The 21,395-nt window shown below is 59.7% G+C and carries 18 protein-coding genes; 11 read left to right on the top strand and 7 right to left on the bottom strand.

The window, feature by feature from the left end; translation table 11 throughout:
* Positions 1 to 31: 31 nt before the first annotated feature.
* Positions 32 to 1,492, bottom strand: coding sequence for a peptide MFS transporter (locus tag HMPREF2928_RS00860; protein ID WP_070687011.1), 1,461 nt, complete (start codon positions 1,490 to 1,492; stop codon positions 32 to 34).
* Between the two features lie 327 nt (positions 1,493 to 1,819).
* Between HMPREF2928_RS00860 and HMPREF2928_RS00855 the strand changes: the two genes are divergently transcribed.
* The 6 genes from HMPREF2928_RS00855 (at position 1,820) to HMPREF2928_RS00830 (ending at position 7,225) form a co-directional block, all read left to right on the top strand.
* Positions 1,820 to 2,152, top strand: coding sequence for a rhodanese-like domain-containing protein (locus HMPREF2928_RS00855; protein ID WP_005504230.1), 333 nt, complete (start codon positions 1,820 to 1,822; stop codon positions 2,150 to 2,152).
* Between the two features lie 27 nt (positions 2,153 to 2,179).
* The gene (pabB, locus tag HMPREF2928_RS00850) at positions 2,180 to 3,736 is read left to right on the top strand and encodes an aminodeoxychorismate synthase component I (protein WP_070687009.1); all 1,557 of its coding nucleotides are present in this window, start codon (positions 2,180 to 2,182) and stop codon (positions 3,734 to 3,736) included.
* A gap of 79 nt (positions 3,737 to 3,815) precedes the next feature.
* On the top strand, positions 3,816 to 4,397 hold the full coding sequence (pyrE, locus tag HMPREF2928_RS00845; protein WP_005504234.1) for an orotate phosphoribosyltransferase: 582 nt from the start codon (positions 3,816 to 3,818) through the stop codon (positions 4,395 to 4,397).
* A 168-nt stretch (positions 4,398 to 4,565) separates the two neighbouring features.
* Positions 4,566 to 5,243 (top strand): TrmH family RNA methyltransferase, encoded by a 678-nt coding sequence (locus tag HMPREF2928_RS00840; protein WP_070687048.1) that lies wholly within the window; start codon positions 4,566 to 4,568, stop codon positions 5,241 to 5,243.
* Positions 5,244 to 5,508: 265 nt separating this feature from the next.
* Positions 5,509 to 6,324, top strand: coding sequence for a hypothetical protein (locus tag HMPREF2928_RS00835; protein WP_070687007.1), 816 nt, complete (start codon positions 5,509 to 5,511; stop codon positions 6,322 to 6,324).
* Between the two features lie 88 nt (positions 6,325 to 6,412).
* Complete coding sequence (locus HMPREF2928_RS00830; RefSeq protein WP_070687005.1) at positions 6,413 to 7,225, top strand: hypothetical protein; 813 nt, start codon at positions 6,413 to 6,415, stop codon at positions 7,223 to 7,225.
* A gap of 190 nt (positions 7,226 to 7,415) precedes the next feature.
* Here the strand turns inward: HMPREF2928_RS00830 and HMPREF2928_RS00825 are convergent, their stop codons facing one another.
* The 3 genes from HMPREF2928_RS00825 to HMPREF2928_RS00815 all read right to left on the bottom strand — a co-directional run bounded on the left by HMPREF2928_RS00825 (position 7,416) and on the right by HMPREF2928_RS00815 (position 11,045).
* Positions 7,416 to 8,468 carry an ornithine cyclodeaminase gene (locus HMPREF2928_RS00825; RefSeq protein ID WP_005504242.1) on the bottom strand — a complete coding sequence of 351 codons (1,053 nt, stop codon included), beginning with the start codon at positions 8,466 to 8,468 and terminating at the stop codon, positions 7,416 to 7,418.
* Between the two features lie 282 nt (positions 8,469 to 8,750).
* Positions 8,751 to 10,352: an amino acid permease gene (locus HMPREF2928_RS00820; protein WP_049326799.1), complete on the bottom strand. Its 1,602-nt coding sequence runs from the start codon at positions 10,350 to 10,352 to the stop codon at positions 8,751 to 8,753.
* 306 nt (positions 10,353 to 10,658) lie between these two features.
* Positions 10,659 to 11,045, bottom strand: a complete 387-nt coding sequence (locus tag HMPREF2928_RS00815) for a hypothetical protein (RefSeq protein ID WP_005507929.1) — start codon at positions 11,043 to 11,045, stop codon at positions 10,659 to 10,661.
* 263 nt (positions 11,046 to 11,308) lie between these two features.
* Between HMPREF2928_RS00815 and fbaA the strand changes: the two genes are divergently transcribed.
* Entirely contained in the window at positions 11,309 to 12,334 is a 1,026-nt protein-coding gene (gene fbaA, locus HMPREF2928_RS00810; RefSeq protein ID WP_012902702.1) for a class II fructose-bisphosphate aldolase, read from the top strand.
* A gap of 166 nt (positions 12,335 to 12,500) precedes the next feature.
* Here the strand turns inward: fbaA and HMPREF2928_RS00805 are convergent, their stop codons facing one another.
* Positions 12,501 to 13,082, bottom strand: coding sequence for an arsenic metallochaperone ArsD family protein (locus HMPREF2928_RS00805; protein ID WP_070634587.1), 582 nt, complete (start codon positions 13,080 to 13,082; stop codon positions 12,501 to 12,503).
* A 339-nt stretch (positions 13,083 to 13,421) separates the two neighbouring features.
* Between HMPREF2928_RS00805 and HMPREF2928_RS00800 the strand changes: the two genes are divergently transcribed.
* The 3 genes from HMPREF2928_RS00800 (at position 13,422) to HMPREF2928_RS00790 (ending at position 17,941) form a co-directional block, all read left to right on the top strand.
* Positions 13,422 to 13,934, top strand: a complete 513-nt coding sequence (locus HMPREF2928_RS00800) for a PTS sugar transporter subunit IIA (protein WP_044150002.1) — start codon at positions 13,422 to 13,424, stop codon at positions 13,932 to 13,934.
* 390 nt (positions 13,935 to 14,324) lie between these two features.
* Positions 14,325 to 15,929: a glycerophosphodiester phosphodiesterase gene (locus HMPREF2928_RS00795; RefSeq protein ID WP_044150004.1), complete on the top strand. Its 1,605-nt coding sequence runs from the start codon at positions 14,325 to 14,327 to the stop codon at positions 15,927 to 15,929.
* Between the two features lie 350 nt (positions 15,930 to 16,279).
* Positions 16,280 to 17,941: an NAD-dependent succinate-semialdehyde dehydrogenase gene (locus HMPREF2928_RS00790; protein WP_070687003.1), complete on the top strand. Its 1,662-nt coding sequence runs from the start codon at positions 16,280 to 16,282 to the stop codon at positions 17,939 to 17,941.
* A gap of 172 nt (positions 17,942 to 18,113) precedes the next feature.
* Here the strand turns inward: HMPREF2928_RS00790 and HMPREF2928_RS00785 are convergent, their stop codons facing one another.
* Both HMPREF2928_RS00785 and HMPREF2928_RS00780 read right to left on the bottom strand, forming a co-directional pair.
* Entirely contained in the window at positions 18,114 to 19,223 is a 1,110-nt protein-coding gene (locus tag HMPREF2928_RS00785) for a sucrase ferredoxin (RefSeq protein ID WP_070687002.1), read from the bottom strand.
* A 113-nt stretch (positions 19,224 to 19,336) separates the two neighbouring features.
* Entirely contained in the window at positions 19,337 to 19,960 is a 624-nt protein-coding gene (locus tag HMPREF2928_RS00780; protein ID WP_070630087.1) for a TetR/AcrR family transcriptional regulator, read from the bottom strand.
* A gap of 158 nt (positions 19,961 to 20,118) precedes the next feature.
* Between HMPREF2928_RS00780 and HMPREF2928_RS00775 the strand changes: the two genes are divergently transcribed.
* A complete protein-coding gene (locus tag HMPREF2928_RS00775; protein ID WP_246823533.1) occupies positions 20,119 to 21,336 on the top strand; it encodes an ABC transporter permease in 1,218 nt (405 codons plus the stop codon).
* Positions 21,337 to 21,395 lie beyond the last annotated feature (59 nt).

Below are 21,395 nucleotides of genomic sequence, written 5' to 3'. Positions count from 1 at the left end.
GAGTCAGCAGCCTAGACAAGCAGCTTTGTGGCTACTTCACGCCGCGCATCATCTTCTGAACCGGCTTGTGCACCAGGAACAGCAGAATACCGGTCGCGATGGTGATAATACCCATCCAGGTGAAGTAGGGAACCTCAGTCTCCATGCTGTAGAACGGAGCCAGCCAACCGGAAAGCACGGTACCCATTGCCACGGAGGTGAAGTACAGCGCCATCATGTTCACTCGGTGCGCCTTCGGGGCGAGTTTGGTCGCCAGCGAAATACCCACCGGTGAAATAATCAGCTCGGCGATGGTGCAGACGAACAGGATCAGCACGATCCAGCCGACGTTCACGCTCTGAACGCCCGCCTGAGCGAGGAAGATCCAGAACGCCAGGCCGATGATAATCAGCGCTGCGGAGAACTTCAGGGTGGTGACCGGCTGGCGGTCGCCCCACTTGGTCCACAGGGCGGAGAACATCATGCCGAAGATGATGATGAAGACGGGGTTGATGGAGTTGACCAGGTTCGGGGTCAGCTCCATGCCCAGGATGTTCCAGTTGAGGCGCTCGTCCGAGTACACCGCCATGACGGTGAACTGCTGCTGGTACAGTGCCCAGAATACGGAGTTTGCAATCCACAGGGGGATGAATGCGGTGACGCGGGAACGCTCATCAGCGGTGACATCCTTAGCGGTCAGCATCTGTGCGAACAGGGCGATAGCGCCGATGAAGATGAAGCCCATGACCCAGTTCTTGAGGTTGTCTGCGGTCATCAGGCCGGTTGCCAGCAGGATGCCGAGAACGACCACGATGCCGACCAGCGCCAGGGCGAAGTTGCGCTTCTGGGCACCGGTGAAGGGGGTGTCCACGTGGTGTACGGAGGCGGGCAGGTTCTTGCGGGTCAGCGAGTACTGAATCAGGCCGGCAGCCATGCCGATTGCGGCAAGACCGAAGCCCATGTGGAAGCCCCAGGTGCTCCAACCCCAACCGGTCAGGAGCGGGCCAAGCAGCGCACCGGTGTTCACGCCGATGTAGAAGATGGTGAAGCCTGCGTCGCGGCGTGAGTCGTTGTCGCTGTAGAGCGAACCGACCAGCACGGATGCGTTACTCTTCAGACCGCCGGAGCCGATAGCGACCAGCAGCAGACCAATCACCACGCCGGGCACGCCGGGGATGAGGGAGAGGGAGATGTGACCCGCCATAATGCCGATGGCGGAGTAGAAGAGGGTACGCTCGGGGCCGAGGATGCGGTCACCGAGGATACCGCCGAGGATTGCCATGAGGTACACGACTGCACCGTACGCGCCGATAACGCCGGTGGCGAGGTCCTTGTCGAGGCCCAGGCCGCCCTTGTCGGCGGTGTAGTACAGGTAGTAGATCATGATGCCCTGCATGCCGTAGAAGGAGAAGCGCTCCCACATTTCTACGGTGAACAGGTTCGCGAGCATGCTCGGGTGGCCGAAGAAGGTCTTGGTTTCCTTGGGTTCGGCACCTGTGATGGTGTGAGACATGGTGGTAATTCTTTTCTGTGCAAGCCCGGGGTTCTGTGTGACCCGGGCAATATGTGTTTAAGTCTATACCCTTGTGGGTGCATATGTATACATATTGTGTTCATGTATTTCAAAGATTGAACTATCAATCAGTGCATGAAAAATCATTTCGATTTTTTCGTATGCATCATTTCCGAGTCTCACAAACCCCCAAATACCGGGCTAGATGCGCCGCACACCCCCAAAGCGATAGAGTGGAACCACAACTATGCCCACCCGGCACCCCGTCGTGCCGACCGGCCCGTCCTAGTTCATTTCAAAGGCTAGTTCAATTCAAAGGAGAACCCCATGACTGCTGTACCCCAGGTTGACCCCCGCGACGTTCCCGCAGGCGCAACCATCATCGACGTGCGTGAAGACTACGAGTGGGAGGGCGGCCACGCCACCGGCGCCAAGCACATCACCCTCGGCACCATCGCTGAGCGTCTGGAAGAACTGCCCGCACCCGGCGAAGACTTCTACGTCATCTGCCACGGCGGCGGCCGTTCGAACCGCGCGGCAACCTTCCTGCGCGAGCACGGCTACGCCGCACACAACATTGCAGGCGGCACCAGCGCATGGTTCGCTGCCGGCCTGCCGATGACCAGCGAAAACGGCGAAGCACCCGCAGTTGTTCACTAAACCGCCAGTTCGCCTGCACGCCATACAATGGAGTCCGTGACTGAAACTTCCGCGGACCGTATTTTTTCTACCTCGAACGCTCCCGCTTCTGCGTCCCCTCATGCCCTGCCGAGTATTCTGCAGAGCATCCCGTGGGATGCGCAGACGCGGGAGCTTGTCGTGCGCCCGCTTCCTTTCGCGGTGAACTGCGAGGAGGCGTACCCGCTGCTGAGCGGTGGCGCTGAGTATTCCTTCTGGCTGGATTCGGCGCGTGAGGAGTCGCCTATGTCGGTTGCCTCGTATGTGGGTGTGGTTCCGGCGCAGCTGTCGCCCTTGCGCGTAGATTCGGCGCGTGCGGCGGCTGAGTCTGGCAGGGAAGACCCCTTCGCCCAGTTGGAGGCGGCGCTCGCCTCCGCACCGCGCGTGCACCCGGATGCCGCGGCGGCGACCGGTCTGCCCGCGGGTTTGCGTGGCGGTTACGTGGGTTATTTCGGCTATGAGGCGCGTGCCGCCATGGGCCTGGAGCACGGCCACCCGGTGCCAGGCTATCTGCCGACGCATGAGGCGCCGACCCCGGATTCTCTGTGGCTGCCGGCGGTCCGCTACCTGGTGCACGAGCATGCCCGCCCGGGCCGCCCCGCACGTAGCTGGCTGGTGGGCGATGAGCCGTGGTGTGAGGCGGCGGAGCGGCTGCTGAGCACTGCGGGGGAGACTGCCTCCGACAGCACCCCCGTAAATACCCCCGAACTCGCTGAGCCCCTGCTCTTCCCGGCCCCCGCTGCGGAAGCCTACATGGACGCCGTTCGCGCTAGTCAGCACGAAATCTACGAGGGTAACAGCTACGAGGTGTGCCTGACCGCGCAGACGAGCTCGCGCATCCAGAATCCGAGCCCGGAGCTTTTCTTTGAGCTGTACCGCCGCCAGCGCGCCCACAATTCGGCGCCGTATGCGGCGTATCTGCGGTGCGGTGATTTTTCGGTGCTTTCTTCTTCGCCGGAGCGTTTTTTGAGCGTGGATGAGCAGCGTAACGCCCAGACGAAGCCGATTAAGGGCACGGTGCCGCGCGGCGCCACCCCGGAAGAAGACGAGGCTACCGCGGCATGGTTGCGTACCGATGAGAAGACCCGCGCCGAGAACCTCATGATCGTGGACTTGCTGCGTAATGACCTCTCCACGGTGTCTGATCCGGCATCCGTGCGCGTGCCCGTGCTCATGGGCGTGGAGAGCTATTCGACCGTGCACCAGCTGGTGTCCACGGTCAGCTCTCGTCTGCGCGAGGGCGTGAGTGCGGTGACCGCCGCGCGGGCGTGCTTCCCGGGCGGCTCCATGACAGGTGCGCCTAAGCCCTCGACCATGCAGATTATTGAGGGCCTGGAGAATCGCGCTCGCGGCGTGTATTCGGGTGCCCTGGGCTTTGTGTCGGCGGATGGTTCGGCGAACCTGTCGATTGTGATTCGCACGCTCGTGGCGCACGATGAGGGCACGGTGACTCTTGCCGCCGGTGGTGCGGTGGTTGCCGATTCCGATCCTGCCGCCGAGTATGAGGAGATGCTGACGAAGCTGCGCGCTGCCCTACCGCCGTCGGTGGGTCGCGTGGTGGAATAGCCTAGTGCCGGGATAACGCGGTAGTGGGATAGCGCAGGATAGCCTGCGCCGCCTGCACGTGAGCCGCTACACTGGAACTATGACTAAGCTTTCTGAAAACCTCCCCATTGAAGAAGCCCGTGAACGCCTGCGCCAGCTGATTATGGAGCTGGCTGTGGTGCGCGGGCACGTGGTCCTCGCCTCCGGCAAGGAAGCCGACTACTACGTTGACCTGCGCCGCATCACCCTGCACCACGAGGCTTCTCGCCTGGTTGGTCAGGTCATGCTGGACCTGCTGGATAAGAACGGCATCGAGTTTGAGGCTGCTGGCGGCCTGACTATGGGTGCTGACCCGGTGGGTACCGCGATTATGCGTGCCGCTGGTGATCAGGACCGTGCGATTGACGCGTTTGTGGTGCGTAAGGCTCAGAAGTCTTACGGCATGGGCCGTCAGGTGGAGGGCCCCAGCGTTGAGGGTCGCCGCGTGGTTGCTGTTGAGGACACCTCCACGACCGGTGGTTCTGCGCTGACTGCTGTTGAGGCACTGCGTAAGGCTGGCGCTGAGGTTGTGGCGGTTGCTGTGATTGTTGACCGTGCGACCGGCGCTAAGGAGCATGTGGAAGAGGTTGCGGGCGTCCCGTGCCTGTACGCGTACTCGAAGGATGAGCTGGGCCTGGACTAGTCTCTACTGGCTTGGACTAGGACCTCGTGAATTTTTAAGACATTCCCGTTGCGGCGGGTAAACCCGTGCCGCTGGCTACTGTGTGTGGCTGGTGGCGCGGGTCTTTGTCTGTAAGATGGCTCTGTGGGCGCCGGAGTGGCGCTGGTTGTTGGCGTGAAGGTGGTTGTGATGGTTGAGAATCGTGAGGCGGCTGTAGCTGAGGCTGTTGAGGGTACTGAGCAGGGTACTGCCCGTTTTGAGGTGGGTGTGGGCCCGTGGGAGGGCCCGTGGCCCGAGGGTGACCATTGGGATGAGGAGCTGCTGCGTGAGGGCGACCGCCGTAACGTGGTGGATAAGTACCGTTACTGGTCGATGGACGCGATTATTGCTGACCTGGATACGCGCCGCCATGATTTTCATGTGGCGATTGAGAATTGGCAGCATGATTTGAATATTGGCACGGTGGTGCGTACTGCGAATGCGATGTTGGCGAAGGAGGTCCATATTATTGGGCGTCGCCGCTGGAATCGTCGTGGTGCGATGGTGACGGATCGTTATCAGCATGTGCGTCATCATCCGACGATTGAGGATTTTGTGGCGTGGGCGCAGGCTGAGGGTCTGGAGATTATTGGTATTGATATTTTTCCGGATTCTGTGCCCCTGGAGACGTATGATCTGCCGAAGAAGTGTGTGCTGGTTTTTGGTCAGGAGGGCCCGGGTTTGTCGGAGGAGTTGCATGCGGCGGCTAGGGATACTCTGTCGATTGAGCAGTTTGGGTCGACGCGTTCGATGAATGCGGCGACGGCTGCGGGTATTGCGATGCATGCGTGGGTTCGCCGCCATGTGTTTGGTCAGATTCCGTCGTAGTTTGGCGGCTGTTTATGAGGTGTTTAAAGGTTCCGATGCGTTGTGTGCGCGTCGGAACCTTTCTGTTGGGGGTTGGGGTGGCTTAAACCACGCATGGAATTACCTAGGCGTGTTAGTGTTAACGCAAATCACAGGAGATGTGAGAATCGCACTCTCAATTTCAGTTTGGGACATGCGATGGATTTCCTGGCTTCGGCTCGCTAATGGTTGCGGGCTGTGGATATGAATGACCGCGACGTCATTCCCCTGAAAGGAGTCGGTAACAATGAAGAAATCTGCTGCCCTACTCGCCTGCTTTGCTTTAGCTTTAAGTTCCTGCGCCGCTGCGCCTAAAGATACTAGCTTCAAAGCCCAGCTAGATTTTGAAAATAACTACATTACTCTTCCGCTCGATGAATACGACATGAGTGACCAGGCCCTAGATATAACATATAGGGCGTATTTGTTGATTCTTAAAGAGTGCTATGCGAAAAAGGGATACGATTTTGAAATTCTAGAAAACGGCTTGGTTTCTGGCAACGCCTCCCAGTACGGCTCCTGGAACGTGAAGCATGCGGCGAATCATTTTACGTCCAGCAAAGTCAGAGAAGAGCAGGAAAGGATTTATGAGAGCATCCCTGAAGACGTCAGGGTCAGCTGCCGCGAAGAGCATCGGGAAGAACTGGATATGCTCTATTTTGATGAGGCTGATGAGAAAAAGTACCGCCCCGTCGGTCGTATCAGTGGCGAAGCGTACCAGCGTGCGCAGGCTGACCCTGAATGGAAGAAAGCCCGCTCAGATTGGTGGGACTGCCAGCGTCAGGAAGGGTTGACGCCTCGCACCGGGGACGGTGAATGGACGAGCAAAGAAACGGCCAATCTGAATGCTGATGATCCCAAAGTGTTGGAGGAGGTTATCCGCCTGGCAACCATTGAAGCTCAATGTAGTGAGAAGGTGAGGTTGGCTCAGCGTCTGGGTGATCTTGAGGCGTCCTATCAGGGGCCTTTGATTGAGAAGAATCAGGCGTTGCTGAATGATTTGAAGGCCTATCGTGACGCGAAGATAGCCAAGGCGCGCGAAATTATCGCCACCCACCAGTAGATATCAGCGACAAGCAGATAGGAGCCCTTGGGATAATTGGGGTAACTCCGTTTGAACGTTACAACAAGGTATGGAGGAGGAAAAGCCTATGCGTAAGGCTCTCTCTGCGGTAGCAGTATTCTGCCTGCTGGGGGCGTGCGTGTCCTGCTCCAACAGCGCCGAGCGGGACACCTCACGAAAAGCTGTTCTCGATTATTCAAAGAACTACGTACACCTTCCACTGGATGAGTATGCCTTTGACGAACTCACACTCCGTACGGTGAGCACGGCGTGGCACACGCTCATGTCCGAATGCTATGCGCACCACGGGCAGTCCTACGCCGTGCCCTCAGTAGACACCCCTCAACCGGGAGGCCTATACGGTAGCTGGAACGTTGAGTACGCCAAAAAGTACGGGTACTCCCAGAAGGAATCCCGAGGCCCAGAAGATTCAGCATCAGACGACATCAACACCCGGTGCCAAGAAGAGGTGAAAGCCGCATTCTCTGACGTCGAACTGGACGAAAAAGAATACCGGTTTGTAGGAGAGCTCAACTCACAGGCATACACCTACGCCTCCCAAACCGATGAGTGGAAAAATATTCGCTCAGAATGGTGGACCTGCCTGCGTGAACGCGGGCTAACCCCCAGGGAAGGGGAGAGCGACTGGACGTCCGAAGAAAGCGTACATCTCATGACCTCCTCCCAAGGCAACGAAGAGGCTAAGCCGGAGGAAATTCGCCTCGCGACCATCGAAGCCGAATGTAACCAGAAGGTTGGTATGGCTCAGCGTCTGGGTGATATTGAAGCGTCCTATCAGGGTCCGCTGATTGAGAAGAATCAGGCGAAGCTTAACCAGTTGAAAGAAGAGAAAGAAAAGCATGTGGCGAGGGCGCGTGAAATTATTGCCACCCACCAGTAGCCGCACCCGCTGAAGGGCAGAACGGGCGAACCAGCCGCAGAATGCCCACAAGCAAATTTCATAAGAAGGAGCCGGGGAGTGTCACCACTCCCCGGCCCTCACTTTATTCACTCTCAACCTCGCAGCCCATGCCAGCGCACCTACAGGCTCGCCAGCTCAAGGCCACTCAGCGTCAGGTTACTTGAGCCCTTTAGCCCACCGGAACGTTAACGTTCACCAGCGAGTACAGATCCTTCGGATCATCCGGGCTAGCAACCAGGTCAATGAACTGCTGCAGGTCGGTGTCCTGCGTAGCCGCACGGGCATAACGCAGACCCGAGAAGTCAGCAATCGCGAAGCCCACCGAATCAAACAGGGTAATCTGCTCATCCGACACGCGGCCCGGCTCCTCACCGGTCAGAACCTTCCAGAACTCCACCACCGGGAAGTCCGGGTCCTTCTGCTGAATCTCGCCCTCAATGCGGGTCTGCGGCGGGAACTCAACGAACACGGTGGAGCGGTCCAGAATTTCGCTTTCCAACTCAGTCTTGCCGGGGCAGTCGCCACCAATAGCGTTCAGGTGCACGCCGGGCTTCACCTGGCGGTCCAGCAGAACCTTCGCCTGCTGCTTATCGGCGGTGCAGGTGGTAATAATGTCGGCACCCTCAACAGCCTCGTCCACGTCCTTAGCCAGGTGGATGCGGAAGCCCAGCGGCTCCAGGTTACGGCGGAACTTCTCCATCGCGTGCGGGTCAACGTCGTAGACGGACAGGTCCTCAATGCCGAGCACCGCGCGCATACCCAGCGCCTGGAACTCAGACTGCGAGCCGGTACCAATCATCGCCATCTTCTTCGAATCCTTGCGTGCCAGGTGCTTAGCAACCATGGCGGACACACCGGCGGTACGTAGCGCGGTCAGCAGGGTCATCTCAGCCAGGAACACGGGGTAGCCGTTATCCACGTCAGCGAGCAGACCGAACGCGGTCACGGTCTGGAAGCCGCGTGCCGGGTTCGACGGGTGGCCGTTCACGTACTTGAAGGAGTAGGTGATGTTGTCGGAGGTGGGCATCAGCTCAATCACACCGAAGGGGGTGTGGGAGGCGACGCGCGGAATCTTGTCGAAGCTCTGCCACTTCTTGAAGTCTTCTTCGAGGAAGTCGACCATGCCGGCAATGATGTTGCCTACGCCGTCCTTCTGAATCCACTTCGCCATCGAGGCGACGTCAACAAATTCCACCGCGTGTGCGCTAGGACGTTCAGTCATGATTTTCTCCTTTGAATATCTGCACAAAACTTCTTTGTGCATCTGGTGGTCACTACGGATATCTATTATCTCAAAATATATTGCAGGACACACCGTATTAGAAATGCTGTAGATATGTACTTTGCTTTATGTATTACACGGATGTAATACGGAACGAACACGAAAAACGTGCAGGGAGGGGGTTCTAGAACTCCTGGAACCTACGGGCTAGGGTCTAGAACCCCCTCATCGCCTTCACCGGGATTTCACTGGGATATTACGGGATCGGAGGCAGCCGTCGGGTTAGTTGCCCTTCGGCTTGTCCTCGTCCTCAGCGTCCAGTTCACCCAGGTCAATGTGGGTACGAGGCTCCGGAACGAGCTTCTTCACCACGGGGCGGGCAGCAATCACAGGCACGGAACCGGTGTAGCCTTCACGGACGCGAGCAATCTCGTTGACGCGGTCACGAACCGTGTACCAGCCGATAATCAGCAGCGGGATAACCAGCAGCAGCGATGCCAGGGTGTAGGTGCCGACCGGGTAATCCAGTGCCATCAGCACCAGCACAACAGCGAGGAACACCATCACAGCCCAGTCACTGAAGCGACCGCCGGGTGCGCGGTAGTTGGGGCGCTTGTACTTGCCCTCGCCGACCAGCTTCAGGTACTTCTGGTGCGACATTGCGATAGCCGCCCAGCTAGCCATGGTGCCCACGGATGCGATGTTCAGCACGACCTCGAACGCCTGCTCGGGAACGAAGAAGTTCAGCACAACGCCGAAGAGGCCAATTACACCGGTCAGCAGAATACCTGCCACCGGAACGCCGGAGCGGGACACCTTGGTGGTGAACTTCGGTGCCGAACCTGCAACACCCATCGAGTGGAGAATACGGCCGGTGGAGTATAGGCCAGCGTTCAGCGAGGAAGCAGCCGCGGTAATAACAACCAGCTGCATAATCGGTGCGGTACCGTCAATGCCGATAGCGTCGAAGAAGGTCACGAACGGCGACTCTGCGTCCTTGTATGCGGTGTAGGGCATGAGCAGGCAGAGCAGAACCACGGAACCAACGTAGAAAATCGCGATACGCCAGATCACGGTGTTGATAGCGCGGGGGATAACCTTCTCAACGTTCTTGGTTTCACCACTGGTGGTGCCGACCAGCTCAATACCGGCGTAGGCGAACACAACGCCCTGAACCACGATAAGAGCGGGAAGAATACCGTTGGGGAAGAAGCCGTCATTGGCTGCAATAAGGCTCAGGCCGGGGGTGACGCCGTTGATGGGTTCACCGAAGACCAGGTACCAGATACCTACCGCCATGAAGGACAGCAGGGCAAGAATCTTAATGAGTGCGAACCAGAATTCCAGCTCACCGAAGAGCTTCACGGAGATGAGGTTCAGAGCCACAGTGACGATAACGACGATGAATGCGCTAAGCCACTGGGGAATATCTGCGAAGAACTGGTTGTATCGACCGAACCAGCTGATGTAGATAGCGATAGCGGTGGCGTCTGCAACGGCGGTCATTGCCCAGTTCAGCCAGTACAGCCATCCGGATACGAATGCGGCCTTTTCGCCGTAGAATTCGCGGGTGTAGGAGACGAAGGAGCCCGAGGAAGGGCGGTGAAGAATCAGCTCGCCGAGGGCTCGAAGGATCAGGTAGCCGAAGAAGCCGATGACGGCGTAGATGACGGCGAGCATGGGGCCTGCGTCCTGCAGGCGGCTACCGGTGCCCAGGAACAGGCCGGTACCAATAGCGGAACCGATGGCGATCATCTGGAGCTGACGTGCGCCAAGCCCCTTGTGGAAGCCTTCCTGTTCGTGTGCGAACGGGTCGTCTGTGGGGGGCTTAGTGTACTGATCCGCTGCAGAAGTCTGCGGGTTCTTGTTCGGTGAGGTGCTCACGCTATACCTCCTTGGATAGTTACGTCTGAAGCACGTGCTACACGAAATGTGGTTGGGAACACGTCTGCGGGTTGTAATGACTATAGCACGGTAATTTAGGTAAATATAACCCGCATCACGTAACAATTTATATAAATATAACGCATATCTTATAAATATATTTGGTTCATGTTGTATTGTGTGGTTTTCATTGTTTTGTGAAATAGATTAATTGAACCCTGAGTCCAAAAAATCAATTACCCCACCACCGCACAGCACAAGAGCACCCACAACGGGGTGCTCTCACAACCTATTCACAACGGGGACTTAGTCCTCCATCAGCCGGTCAATCTTCGCCCGCAACGCGCGCTCACGACGATTCAACCACCACCAGCTCGGCCAACGCATCAACGACTTACGACCAACCTGCACGACCGAGGGGAGCTTCGCCTCCGCAAGCGCCACATCAATCTCGTGGTCACTCGCGCCCTCATCACGCATTTTCTCCATCAACTCAAGGGATTTCGCCATATCGCCATGCCCCAAAACATGCCGACTCTTACGCTCCAGAACCTCATCCAACTGGGCGCGCACCGGGGCAATAGCCGCCGCATTCGGATGCTCACGCTCAGCACGACGCTGCGCCTGGCGGGCACGCTTCTCACGTTTCGCGTCGAGCTGTTTCGGATTATTTTTAGCGCTCGCCTTGCTCATGGGAGGTTCCTTTCGTCGCGTCTGGGTGATGTGTACGCTGGCCTGCACACACAGAAGACATCAAGTCATTAACACCTCTACTTTACCGCGGTAATTCGCGGAAATTTCGCTGCAGTAAACCCAAAAAAACCCACAAAAAATTAACGATAAATAAGTCGTATCTTGGTAAAATAGTGCGAGTAGGAGGCGTCTCGCGCGCCAACAAAATATGGTGAACCGGCCCAGCATCGGTAACCGGTCGCATCTATCCAAGGAGTCAGCATATGGCTATTGCAACCCCCGAAGTTTACGCAGAAATGCTGCAGACCGCGAAGGAAAAGGGCTTCGCGTACCCCGCAGTGAACGTGACCTCCTCCCAGACCCTGAACGCTGCAATCCGCGGCTTCGCAGAGGCTGGCTCGGACGGCATCATCCAGGCATCCACCGGTGGCGCAGCATACTGGTCCGGCGCTTCCAAGAAGGACATGGTCGTTGGCTCCCTGGCCTTCGCAGCATACGCACGCGAAGTTGCTAAGCAGTACGACGTGAACATTGCACTGCACACCGACCACTGCCCCAAGGACAAGCTGGAAGGCTTCGTCCTGCCCCTGCTGGCAGAGTCCGAGAAGGCTGTTGCTCGCGGTGAAGACCCCATCTTCAACTCCCACATGTGGGACGGCTCCGCAATCGACCTGGACGAGAACCTGAAGATCGCTGCTGAGCTGATCGAGCGTACCTCCAAGGCAAAGCTCGTTCTCGAGGTTGAGATTGGTGCCGTTGGTGGCGAGGAAGACGGCGTTGAAGGCGCTATCGACGACTCCCTGTACACCACCGTTGCAGACGCAATCAAGACCGTTGAGGCAATCGGCCTGGGCGAGAAGGGCACCTACATGGCTGCTCTGACCTTCGGTAACGTTCACGGCGTGTACAAGCCCGGTAATGTTCACCTGCGCCCCGAGCTGCTCAAGGAAATCCAGACCGAGGTCGGCGCTAAGTACGGCAAGGGCGACAAGCCCTTCTACCTGGTCTTCCACGGTGGCTCCGGCTCCACCGAGCAGGAGATTGCAGACGCAGTGTCCTACGGTGTTATCAAGATGAACATCGACACCGACACCCAGTACGCATTCACCCGCCCCGTTGCTGGCCACATGTTCAGCAACTACGACGGTGTGCTGAAGGTTGACGGCGAGGTCGGCAACAAGAAGACCTATGACCCCCGCGTTTGGGGTGCAGCTGCAGAGGCAGGCATGGCCGCACGCGTGGTCGAGGCTTGCCAGCAGCTCGGTTCCGTCGGTACCTCCATCAAGTAAGGTGCTGTTCGCCCGCCGTAGCTCCCGTAGGTGCTGCCGGGTGTGAACCTAAGCTTCGTTAAGCGAAAGCGGTGCCCGCTTCCTCATCACGAGGAGACGGGCACCGCTCTTTGCTATGTAGTTTAGAACCGGGTGAGCCAGGCGCTCGTTGCCGGCAGGGGTGGGTTTACTTGCCGCCGCAGCCGCAACCACCGCATCCGCAGCCGCCGGACTTCACAGCCACCGAACCGGAGGTGGGGATACCGTCGCCGGTGTCGCCACCCATGAGGTTCACGCGGTTACCGATCTCGGGGCCGCCGACCGGCTGGGGTGCCTTACCCGCCAGGGTTGCCGCGAAACCGGCGGGTTCGCCGCTCAGGTTCGGGATCATCGACGCCGCCGGGGAACCGGACGGGCCGCACGCAGCCGCTGCCGCATTAGCCTTCGGCTGGGCAACCAGGTGGGCGCGCGCAAAACGCTTAATCTGCTCGGCAGTCGGGTACGCGAAGGACACCTTCACCTCACCGTTGACGAGCATGAGCGGCAGAACCTCGCGGCCGTTCATCTCAATCTGCTCGGCGACCGGTGCGCACTCTTCAAATGCGGACGGGTAGGAGTCGGTGGAGTACACCTCAATGTACACGCCCGAATCCAGCGCCTCCTGTGCGGCGCCCAGGAACTCGGAGCGCTCCATATCCTGCGGATCCTCCGGGTTCTCACCGGGGCCCGGAATAAATACTTCAAGAACGGTCTCAGCCGCTTCAGTCATCAGTTTTTAGCCTTTTCTTTCTTATCAGCGCCAGCTCGGGGGAGGGGCGCCAGTCCTTCACTAAGTGTACTCGTGCCCTCAAGAGTGCAGAAGTGTGAGTTGAAGTTCCAGATTTGCGGAATATTTGCAGAATTCGAGTCGAATGACCCTCAGCTCGTGAGCTGCGGGTTCAGGTGTTGTATTCTGAGTGCATATGCACCGGAGTGTGCGAACCCTGCAATTCAGGCAGACGTCGCCCGGTGTGAAACCAAGAAGGCAACGACGCCCGCATCCGACGCGGACGCATCAGCGTTACAAATACACGCTATTCATAGCGCCACACGACCAGAAGGAGCATACATGTTCGGTTTCGGCAAGAAGAAGAAGGAAGCTGCCGCACAGGAAGCATCGTCCGCAGACGTCTACGTCGCACCTGCTACCGGCGAGTACCTGCCGCTGAGCGAAGTCTCCGACCCCGTTTTCTCTCAGGGCGTTATGGGCGACGGCTACGCAGTGAACCCCACCGCAGGCACCATCGTCGCACCCGTTGCAGGCACCATTGCACTGATTCAGGACACCCTGCACGCATTCATGCTCCGCACCGAAAACGGCGGTGAGGTACTGGTCCACATCGGTATCGACACCGTTGAGCTCGGCGGCGACGGCTTCACCAAGCTCGCTAACGTAGGTGACAAGGTTGAGGCAGGCGCACCCATTATCGAGGTCGACTGGGCAGCTATCGAGGGTCGCATCCCCTCCAAGGAAACCATGGTGATGATTACCAACACCGCAAAGTTCAACATCTCCAAGGACTCTGAGTCCCGCCGCCCCGTTGCAGCCGGTGACCGCGTCGCTCAGGCATCCAAGAAGTAAGCTGAACCAGCGAAAATAGCTCAGCTTCAACAGCGGTGAAAACCCGCGAAAATACTTAACGCAAAAGGTCGCGTCCTGCAGGCTCAATCGGGCTACAGGCGCGGCTTTTTTCGTTACACGAGAAATTTTTTAACGCCGCATGAAATGCCGCTATTAAAAGCGGCGGAAAAGGAGGAACACATTCACCCGCATTGCACAGCGGGTAAGAATGAGGCGCACATAATACCCTATTTGCTTGTGAACGCAGTGAATCACCGATAAAAAATCGTTATCCTACATAGAAGTTGCAGTTTGAGTTGAGAGAATCCGGACCCTCAGCTATAAACCAAAACTTCAATGACCAACCACACACATTACGCTCAACTCATAAACGAAAAAAGGACCACTACGGTGACTGCATTCCCGAAGATCTCCAAGAATCTGAGCCGCCGCGGCTTCATTGGCGCCTCCACTCTGGCGCCCGCCGCCCTCATGCTCCAGGCAGGCGAAGCCCACGCCGCAGCCAACACCCGCGCACAGCTCGCGGCAGTACACAGCGGCTCCCCCGCACATCAGCTGCTCTACAAGACCGATGAATTCTTCATCGCCCACCGCGGTGCCGGCAACATCAGCCCCGAGCACACCGCCTACGCCTACGCAGAGTCCGTACGCCGCGGCGCCCTCGCCGTCGAAATTTCCGTACGCACCACCAGCGACGGCCAGTTCGTCTGCATGCACGACACCAACATCAAGCGCACCACCGGCGCATCCATGGACGTGCGCGGCCACACCCTCGCCGAACTGCGCCAGCACAAGGTCAACATGCGCAAGAACCTGGGCGAAAAGACCGACCTGTACAACATCCCCACCCTCGAAGAAGCCATCGCAGCCGTTGACGCCGTACCCGCAGGCGGCGAATATGCCTCCGTCGGCGGCAAGAAGGTCGTACTGTTCCTCGAAGCGAAGGACGGCCCCGCACAGGCAGGCCTCGTCAAGTTCATCACCGAACGCGGCCTGCAGCGCCGCACCGTCATCAAGATGTACCGTGACGGCAGCGGCGGCTTCAAGCCCACCTCCCGCTACCTGAAGCTTGCCAACTCCGCAGGCTGTGCCACCTGGTGCTACTTCGACGGCGGCGACCCCATCGATAAGATTTCCGCAATGGCACGCCACGAAAACGTGGACGCCATCGGCGTACCCTACTACGAGAAGCCGACCGGCGCTTCCCAGGGCTCCATGAGCGAAGAGAACGTACGCGCCCTCACCGGCCTCGGCAAGGCAGTCATCGTCTGGGAAATCCACCGCCGCTCCGCCTACGAAAAGTACAAGGCACTGGGCGTGAAGGGCTTCATGTGCCCCGACCCCTACTGGGTAATCGGTGACCCCTTCGACTCCAGCGTCAAGATCAAGACCGGCAAGCGTCCCCACGGCATGCTGCCCGCCGACCCCTCCGTCGCAGCGGACATGCCCGACCTGACCGGCGTAGCCATCGTGCACAACCAGCGCTACGACGAATCCGTACTGCTCGGCCCGCTGGCGAACTACACCACCCGCGAAAAGTACACCCTCGACTTCTCCATGAAGTGGACCGGTGCACTGCCGCAGCAGGACGGCCACTACGGCTACGTCGCTTTCGGTCGCGAACACGACGGCCCCTTCGGCATCGGCAAGAAGTTCGCCGCAAACCAGGAAGACGGCACCTACGTGCTCGCCATCCGCCCCAACTACCGCGGCAACTCCGTAGCGCAGATTCTCTGCTTCGAACCCAAGCAGACCAGCCCGCGCGTGCTGCACACCATGAAGCTGCGCCAGAAGGTCACCACCGGCCAGGCACTGAACTGCAAGATTGTGGTGAACAAGAACAGCTTCTACTACACGGTCAACGGCCAATACTCCAGCCCCATCAACCACAGCGCCTACCGCGGCCCGTACGTACACTTCGGCCGCTTCCACGGCACCAACGATGGCGGTCCTCTGGAGCTGACTCGAATCGAGGCACGTCAGTCCTGGATTTGAGAGGACCGGTGGGCCTAGTCCACCTAGGGGCCCGCCTCACCGCCGCTCAGCGGTGAAGGTGCGGGTACCGGGCAGAGCGGATGTAGCACCGAGCATCCCTTCCGGGCAACGCCTTCCATAATCCCCAGCTAGGATGCTCGCGCGCTGAGCAACGCACCGAGCGAGAATCCGGTCCGAAGGGGGTCGCATCTGTAATGGATGCGGCCCCCTTCGGCGTGCCTGCGGTCTTTCCAAGGCGGGGAGAGAGCGAGCGAGGACGTGTAGGCGTGCGGGGCAGGGGAGAGGACGGGGACTAGAATTAAAAGCGTCAGAGTCGACCGCACCGGCCGCCCCAACCCGAAAGGCACGCCATGACCACCTCACCCGAAAGCTCCGCCGAGAGTCCCGCCGCAAAGCCCGCCGCGAAATCCGCCCAGCTACGAGGCCGCACCGAACCGCACATGCAAAGCATCAACATGCCGCAGCGCGAACCCATCGACCCCTACGAGCGGCCCTCCTACCCCTTCTTCTACGTGCCCACCGACCTGCTTATCGGCGGCAGCTGGGTCACCGGCGACAACGGCTCCTTCCCCGTGCACAACCCCTCCTGCGGCCAAATCCTCGCGCACGTCGCCGACGCCAGCGTCGAACAGGGCATCGAAGCACTCGACGCCGCCTGCGACGCCCGCACCTCATGGGCGGCAACCAGCGTCCGCGAACGCGCCGACATCCTCAACCGCGCCTACACGCTCATGACGCAGCGCACCGAAGTCATCGCCCGGCTCATGACCCTCGAAATGGGCAAGCCCCTCGACCAGTCCCGCGGCGAAGTCGCCTACGCCGCGAACTACCTGCGCTGGTACGCCGAAGAAGCCGCCCGCAACTTCGGCCGCACCGCCGTTGCCCCCGAATCCGGGCTACAGATCACCACCGTGCGCCGCCCCGTCGGCCCCTGCCTGCTGATTACCCCCTGGAACTTCCCGCTCGCCATGGCGGCACGCAAGGTCGCCCCAGCGCTCGCGGCGGGCTGCACCGCGGTGCTCAAGCCCGCCTCCCTGACCCCGCTCAGCTCCCTGTACTTCGCCTCCCTGATGCGTGAGGCGGGCCTGCCGGACGGCGTGCTGAACGTGGTGACCACCTCCCGTACCGGTGAGGTTGTCTCCGCGCTGATGGCTGATGAGCGCCTGCGGAAGGTCTCGTTCACCGGCTCCACCGCCGTGGGCCGCACCCTGCTTGAGCAGGCCTCGCAGAACGTTCTGCGCACCTCCATGGAGCTGGGCGGTAACGCCCCGTTCATTGTCTTTGAGGATGCGGACATTCCCGCCGCCGTGGAGGGCGCCTACGCGGCGAAGATGAGGAACATGGGCGAGGCGTGCACCGCCGCCAACCGATTCATCGTGCACGAGGACGTTGCCGAAGAGTTTACCCGCGCCTTCGTGGAGCGCATGGAGGCGACCGTCGTGGGTGACGGAACCGTCGACGGAACCGACTGCGGACCGCTAATTCAACCTTCAGCGGTTGAATCTATGCTTTTTATGGTCGAAGACGCCCTGGGTAAGGGCGCGCTCCTCGCCTGCGGCGGGTACATTCCCGAGCTTGCAGAAAACGTTCCGAGCGATACCGGCGGCATGCCCAAGAACCTGAACAAGGGCAACTTCGTGACCCCCACCGTGCTGACCGGCGTGACCGATTCGATGCGCGTGTGGCGTGAAGAAATCTTCGGCCCCGTCGCCCCGATTGCCACGTTCGGCGGCTACGGTGAGGAGGGCGAACGCACCGCCCTGAAGCTCGCCAACGACACCGAGTACGGCCTGGCAGCGTACGTGTACACGAGCAACCACCCGCGCTTTACGCGCATGGCTGCGGGTCTGGAGTTCGGCCTGATCGGCTACAACTCCGGCGTTATCTCGAACGCGGCAGCCCCCTTTGGCGGTGTGAAGCAGTCCGGTATGGGTCGTGAGGGCGGCCCCGAGGGTCTGGAGGAGTACACCGAGCTACAGTACATCGGTGCGCCGAACCCGTTCGCCGGATAAGCCTGTCCGCTGGATAAGGTTGAAATATCGGTTACGGTGAACCCTGGATACGCCGAACCCTGGATACAGTGAAGCCCCGGCGGGCACCCGAGAAGGTGCCCGCCGGGGCTTCGCGCTGTCTACATCATGCGCGGGTGCTAGAACTGGCTCTGCCTAGAGCTACCGCAAGCCGCTAGAGCTGATACAGTCCGCGTAGCTCGCGACTGAAAGCATCCGCGGGACCCTTGCCGCACGAGTTGGGGCGCGGCTCAAGGGCGACCCGCTCGAAAAAGGTGACCCAGGTGCGTCCGTCGGTGTGGGAGGTGAGTGCCGCCTCCAGGGTGGGGTGTTCGGCGGTGTCTACCGCGGGGTCGATGCCCGCCTCGCGGAGCGCAATGAACGCCTCCCGCCCCGATGTTTCACGTGAAACCAAACCTCCAGAGGTTACTTCTTCACCCTTTTTCTCCAGTTCGAGGCGTACGGCAACCTCCGCCGCCTGCTCCACCGGAGTATCCGTGCTGCGGCCTCGCAGACCGTGCAACGACGGAATATTGCGCCCCGCCAGCGACAGATACGCAGCCAGCGCCGAAGGCTCCGAGAGGCGACCGTAGGTGTAGCCGGTGGGCAGCATAATGCCGACCGGGGCAAAGCGGTGGCCGCCCGTATGCGAGCACTCCCAGACCGCATTACCCGGCAGGATATCCGCCAGGTGCGCCGCAATGGGGCGACCGCGCAGGGCACAGCAGCGGTCACGCTTGGAGTGGGTGCATACGAGAATGGCGGGGGAATCCATGAGCTCCGCGCCGGTCGCCTGAATCAACTCCTGGGGGTTGCCCAGGGGTAGTTCGAGGAGCTGTTCGGGGGTGCTCACGCTGAACGAGTAGAGCTTCTCCTCACCCGGGGTGCAGAGCGCGTAGAGTACCCGGTGGGTCGGGTCGCCGGATGCATCCGGCGCGCCGTGCAGTACACGCCCTGCCCTGCCCACCTGGCGGATCAGCAGGAACTTCAAACCCGCCTGCGAGACTGCCTCGCCCAACGCCTCCGAAAGTTCCTCACCGAGGGCGGAGCCGTCCAGCACGTCGCGACCCCACTGGCCCACGTGCTCGAGCGCCAGCCAGGCGGTGGCGCGTCCGGCGGTGCCGCCGAGCGCCTCGTCGTCGTAGAGGGAGCAGGAGTCTGCCGGGATGCTCGTGGCGCGGGTGCGTGAAGAGAGCTCATCGGCGTGTGCGGCACGCAGGTTGTTCAGCTCGGCGGGGTTGGTGGCGCGCGGCTCGGGGGTTGCGGGGGTGCAGGATTCAGTCATGGTTTCTCGATTCTACGCCTGCAGGATGTGAATGACCTATGTTGCCCCTGCACGGTCTAAATGCTGAAAAACAACCGATCAAGGGTGATTTTTAGGGGCTATCGGGCGGTCAACTACTCAGGAAGGAGCGCCAAAGCGACGCGGTAGAGGCGGTCCTTTTCCTCGGGGGCGCCGAAGAAGGAGCGGAGCATGTACCCCTGGAAGACCATCATGAAGGCGTCTGCGGTGTCGCGGGTGTAGTCGGTAATGAGCGCCTCCTGTTCGGGGGTGCGCTGCGCCGGATCGGGGTTGATTTCGTGTAGAACGCTGAGCTGTTCGGCTGCCCAGGGGGTGAGGGTCTTTACGATGATGCCCTGCAATAGAGGCATGGTGTCTGCGGTTGCCCTGGCGATTTCGGGTGCGTGGAGCGATTTGGCGCGGATGCGCAGCATGGCGGAGAAATTGTCGTTTACCAGCTGGTTCGTGTGGATGGTTTCGAGAATATCCTGGGGGCCTGCGCCTTCGGGGAGTGTTTCGTAGAGCTCCTTGACGTTGTTGAGGCGCTCGTTGATGGCGGTGATGAGGATGTCTTCTTTGCCGGAGAAGTGCGAGTAGATGGACCCGGAGGACAGTCCGGAGGCTTTGATGATGTCGCTCATGGAGGTGTTGGTGTAGCCCTTTTCGAGGAAGCAGCTAATGGCGGCTTCGATGATTTGGGCTCGGCGTGCGGCTTTGGTGGCGTCTGTTAGTCGGGGCATGGTTCCAGTCTAGGGGGTGGGGCTAAAGAACGCGTAAACACAACACTGATTCTTTTTGTGACTTTACAAACAAAATAGCTATTTTGTTTGCACTCGGTAAAAATCGAGAGTAGAGTTCTGACTCGTAAACGAAATAAGCATTTTGTTTGGAGATTGTCATGAACAACGAAACCGCCACCGCAGTCACCGCAGAAGCAGTGACCGCCGCAGCCACCCAAGCTGCCGCATCCCAGAAGATCGCGGCAAAGAGCATTGCAGAAACAAGCACGCAAGAAACCACCGACCGTTCCTCCTGGCTCAAGGTCATCACCACCTCCGTACTATCATCCTTGGTGGTAGCACTCATCGTCCTAGCTTTCACCTGGCCCACCAAGACCATGGAAGCAAAGAACCTGCCCGTCTCTATCGCAGGCCCCGAGGTGACCGTCAGTCAGTTTGAACAGTCCCTCAAAGACCAAGGTATTGAAACCTTCGACTTGAAGCAGGCATCCTCCCGCAAAGAGGCTGAACAGCAAATCAAGCAGCGCGAAACCTACGGCGCAATCATCTTCACCGAAGGCGCCGCCCCCGAAGTGCTGACCGCACCAGCCGCAAACGCCGCAGCAACCCAGATGCTCAACGGTGTTGCCACCCAGCTGAACGCGCAGATTCAGCAGAAGGCACTCGCCGCTAAGACGGAAGCCCTCACCCAGGCGGTGCAGACGGGCGGTGAACAGGGTGCGCAGGCCGCCGCCCAGCTGGAGCAGATGAAGGTGCAGGCCGAGCAGGCATCCGCAATGGCGGTGAAGACCACCGTCGTGGTACCCCTGAGTGAGAATGACTCCTCCGGTTCCGGTATCGCTATCTCCGCATTTCCGCTGGTCATTGGCGGTATTCTCGGCGGTTCCTTCTCCGTACTGCGCGTGAACGGCACCTGGCGCCGCTTCGCCACCGCAACCCTGTACTCCGTCATCGGTGGTGCACTGACCGCCCTGATTCTGAGCACCTGGTTCGGTTTCATTCCCGGTGACTTCGCAACCCTGTGGGCTGCGTTCAGCGCAACCTACCTGGCTACCGCGTCCTTCATGATCGGTATGGGCGCCCTGCTGGTTCCCTCCGCTGGCCTGGGTCTGAGCGCCGTGGTGACCATGTTCATTGGTAACCCGATTTCGGGGGCGACTATGCCGAGCGTGTTCCTGCCCGGTGCGTGGGGGCAGATCGGTCAGATGTTGGTGCCGGGTGCATCCTCGACCCTGCTGCGTTCGATTGCGTACTTCCCGGAGGTTGCAACGAGCGACCAGTGGCTGGTGCTCGGTTCCTGGATTGCGTTCGGTCTGCTCGCCGGTGTCATCGGCTGGGCTCTCAAGGAGCGCCGCACCGCAACGGTGGAGGCATAACCGCCGCGGGCTAGACCGCCGGTACAACGTAAGAAGGGTGTGTGCCGTGTTCACTGAAC

The sequence above is a fragment of the Rothia sp. HMSC072B04 genome, from assembly GCF_001813725.1.
Taxonomy (GTDB): Bacteria; Actinomycetota; Actinomycetes; order Actinomycetales; family Micrococcaceae; genus Rothia; species Rothia mucilaginosa.
Note: the sequence above shows the minus strand (reverse complement) of the source record. Positions and strands in the feature narration are given on the sequence as shown.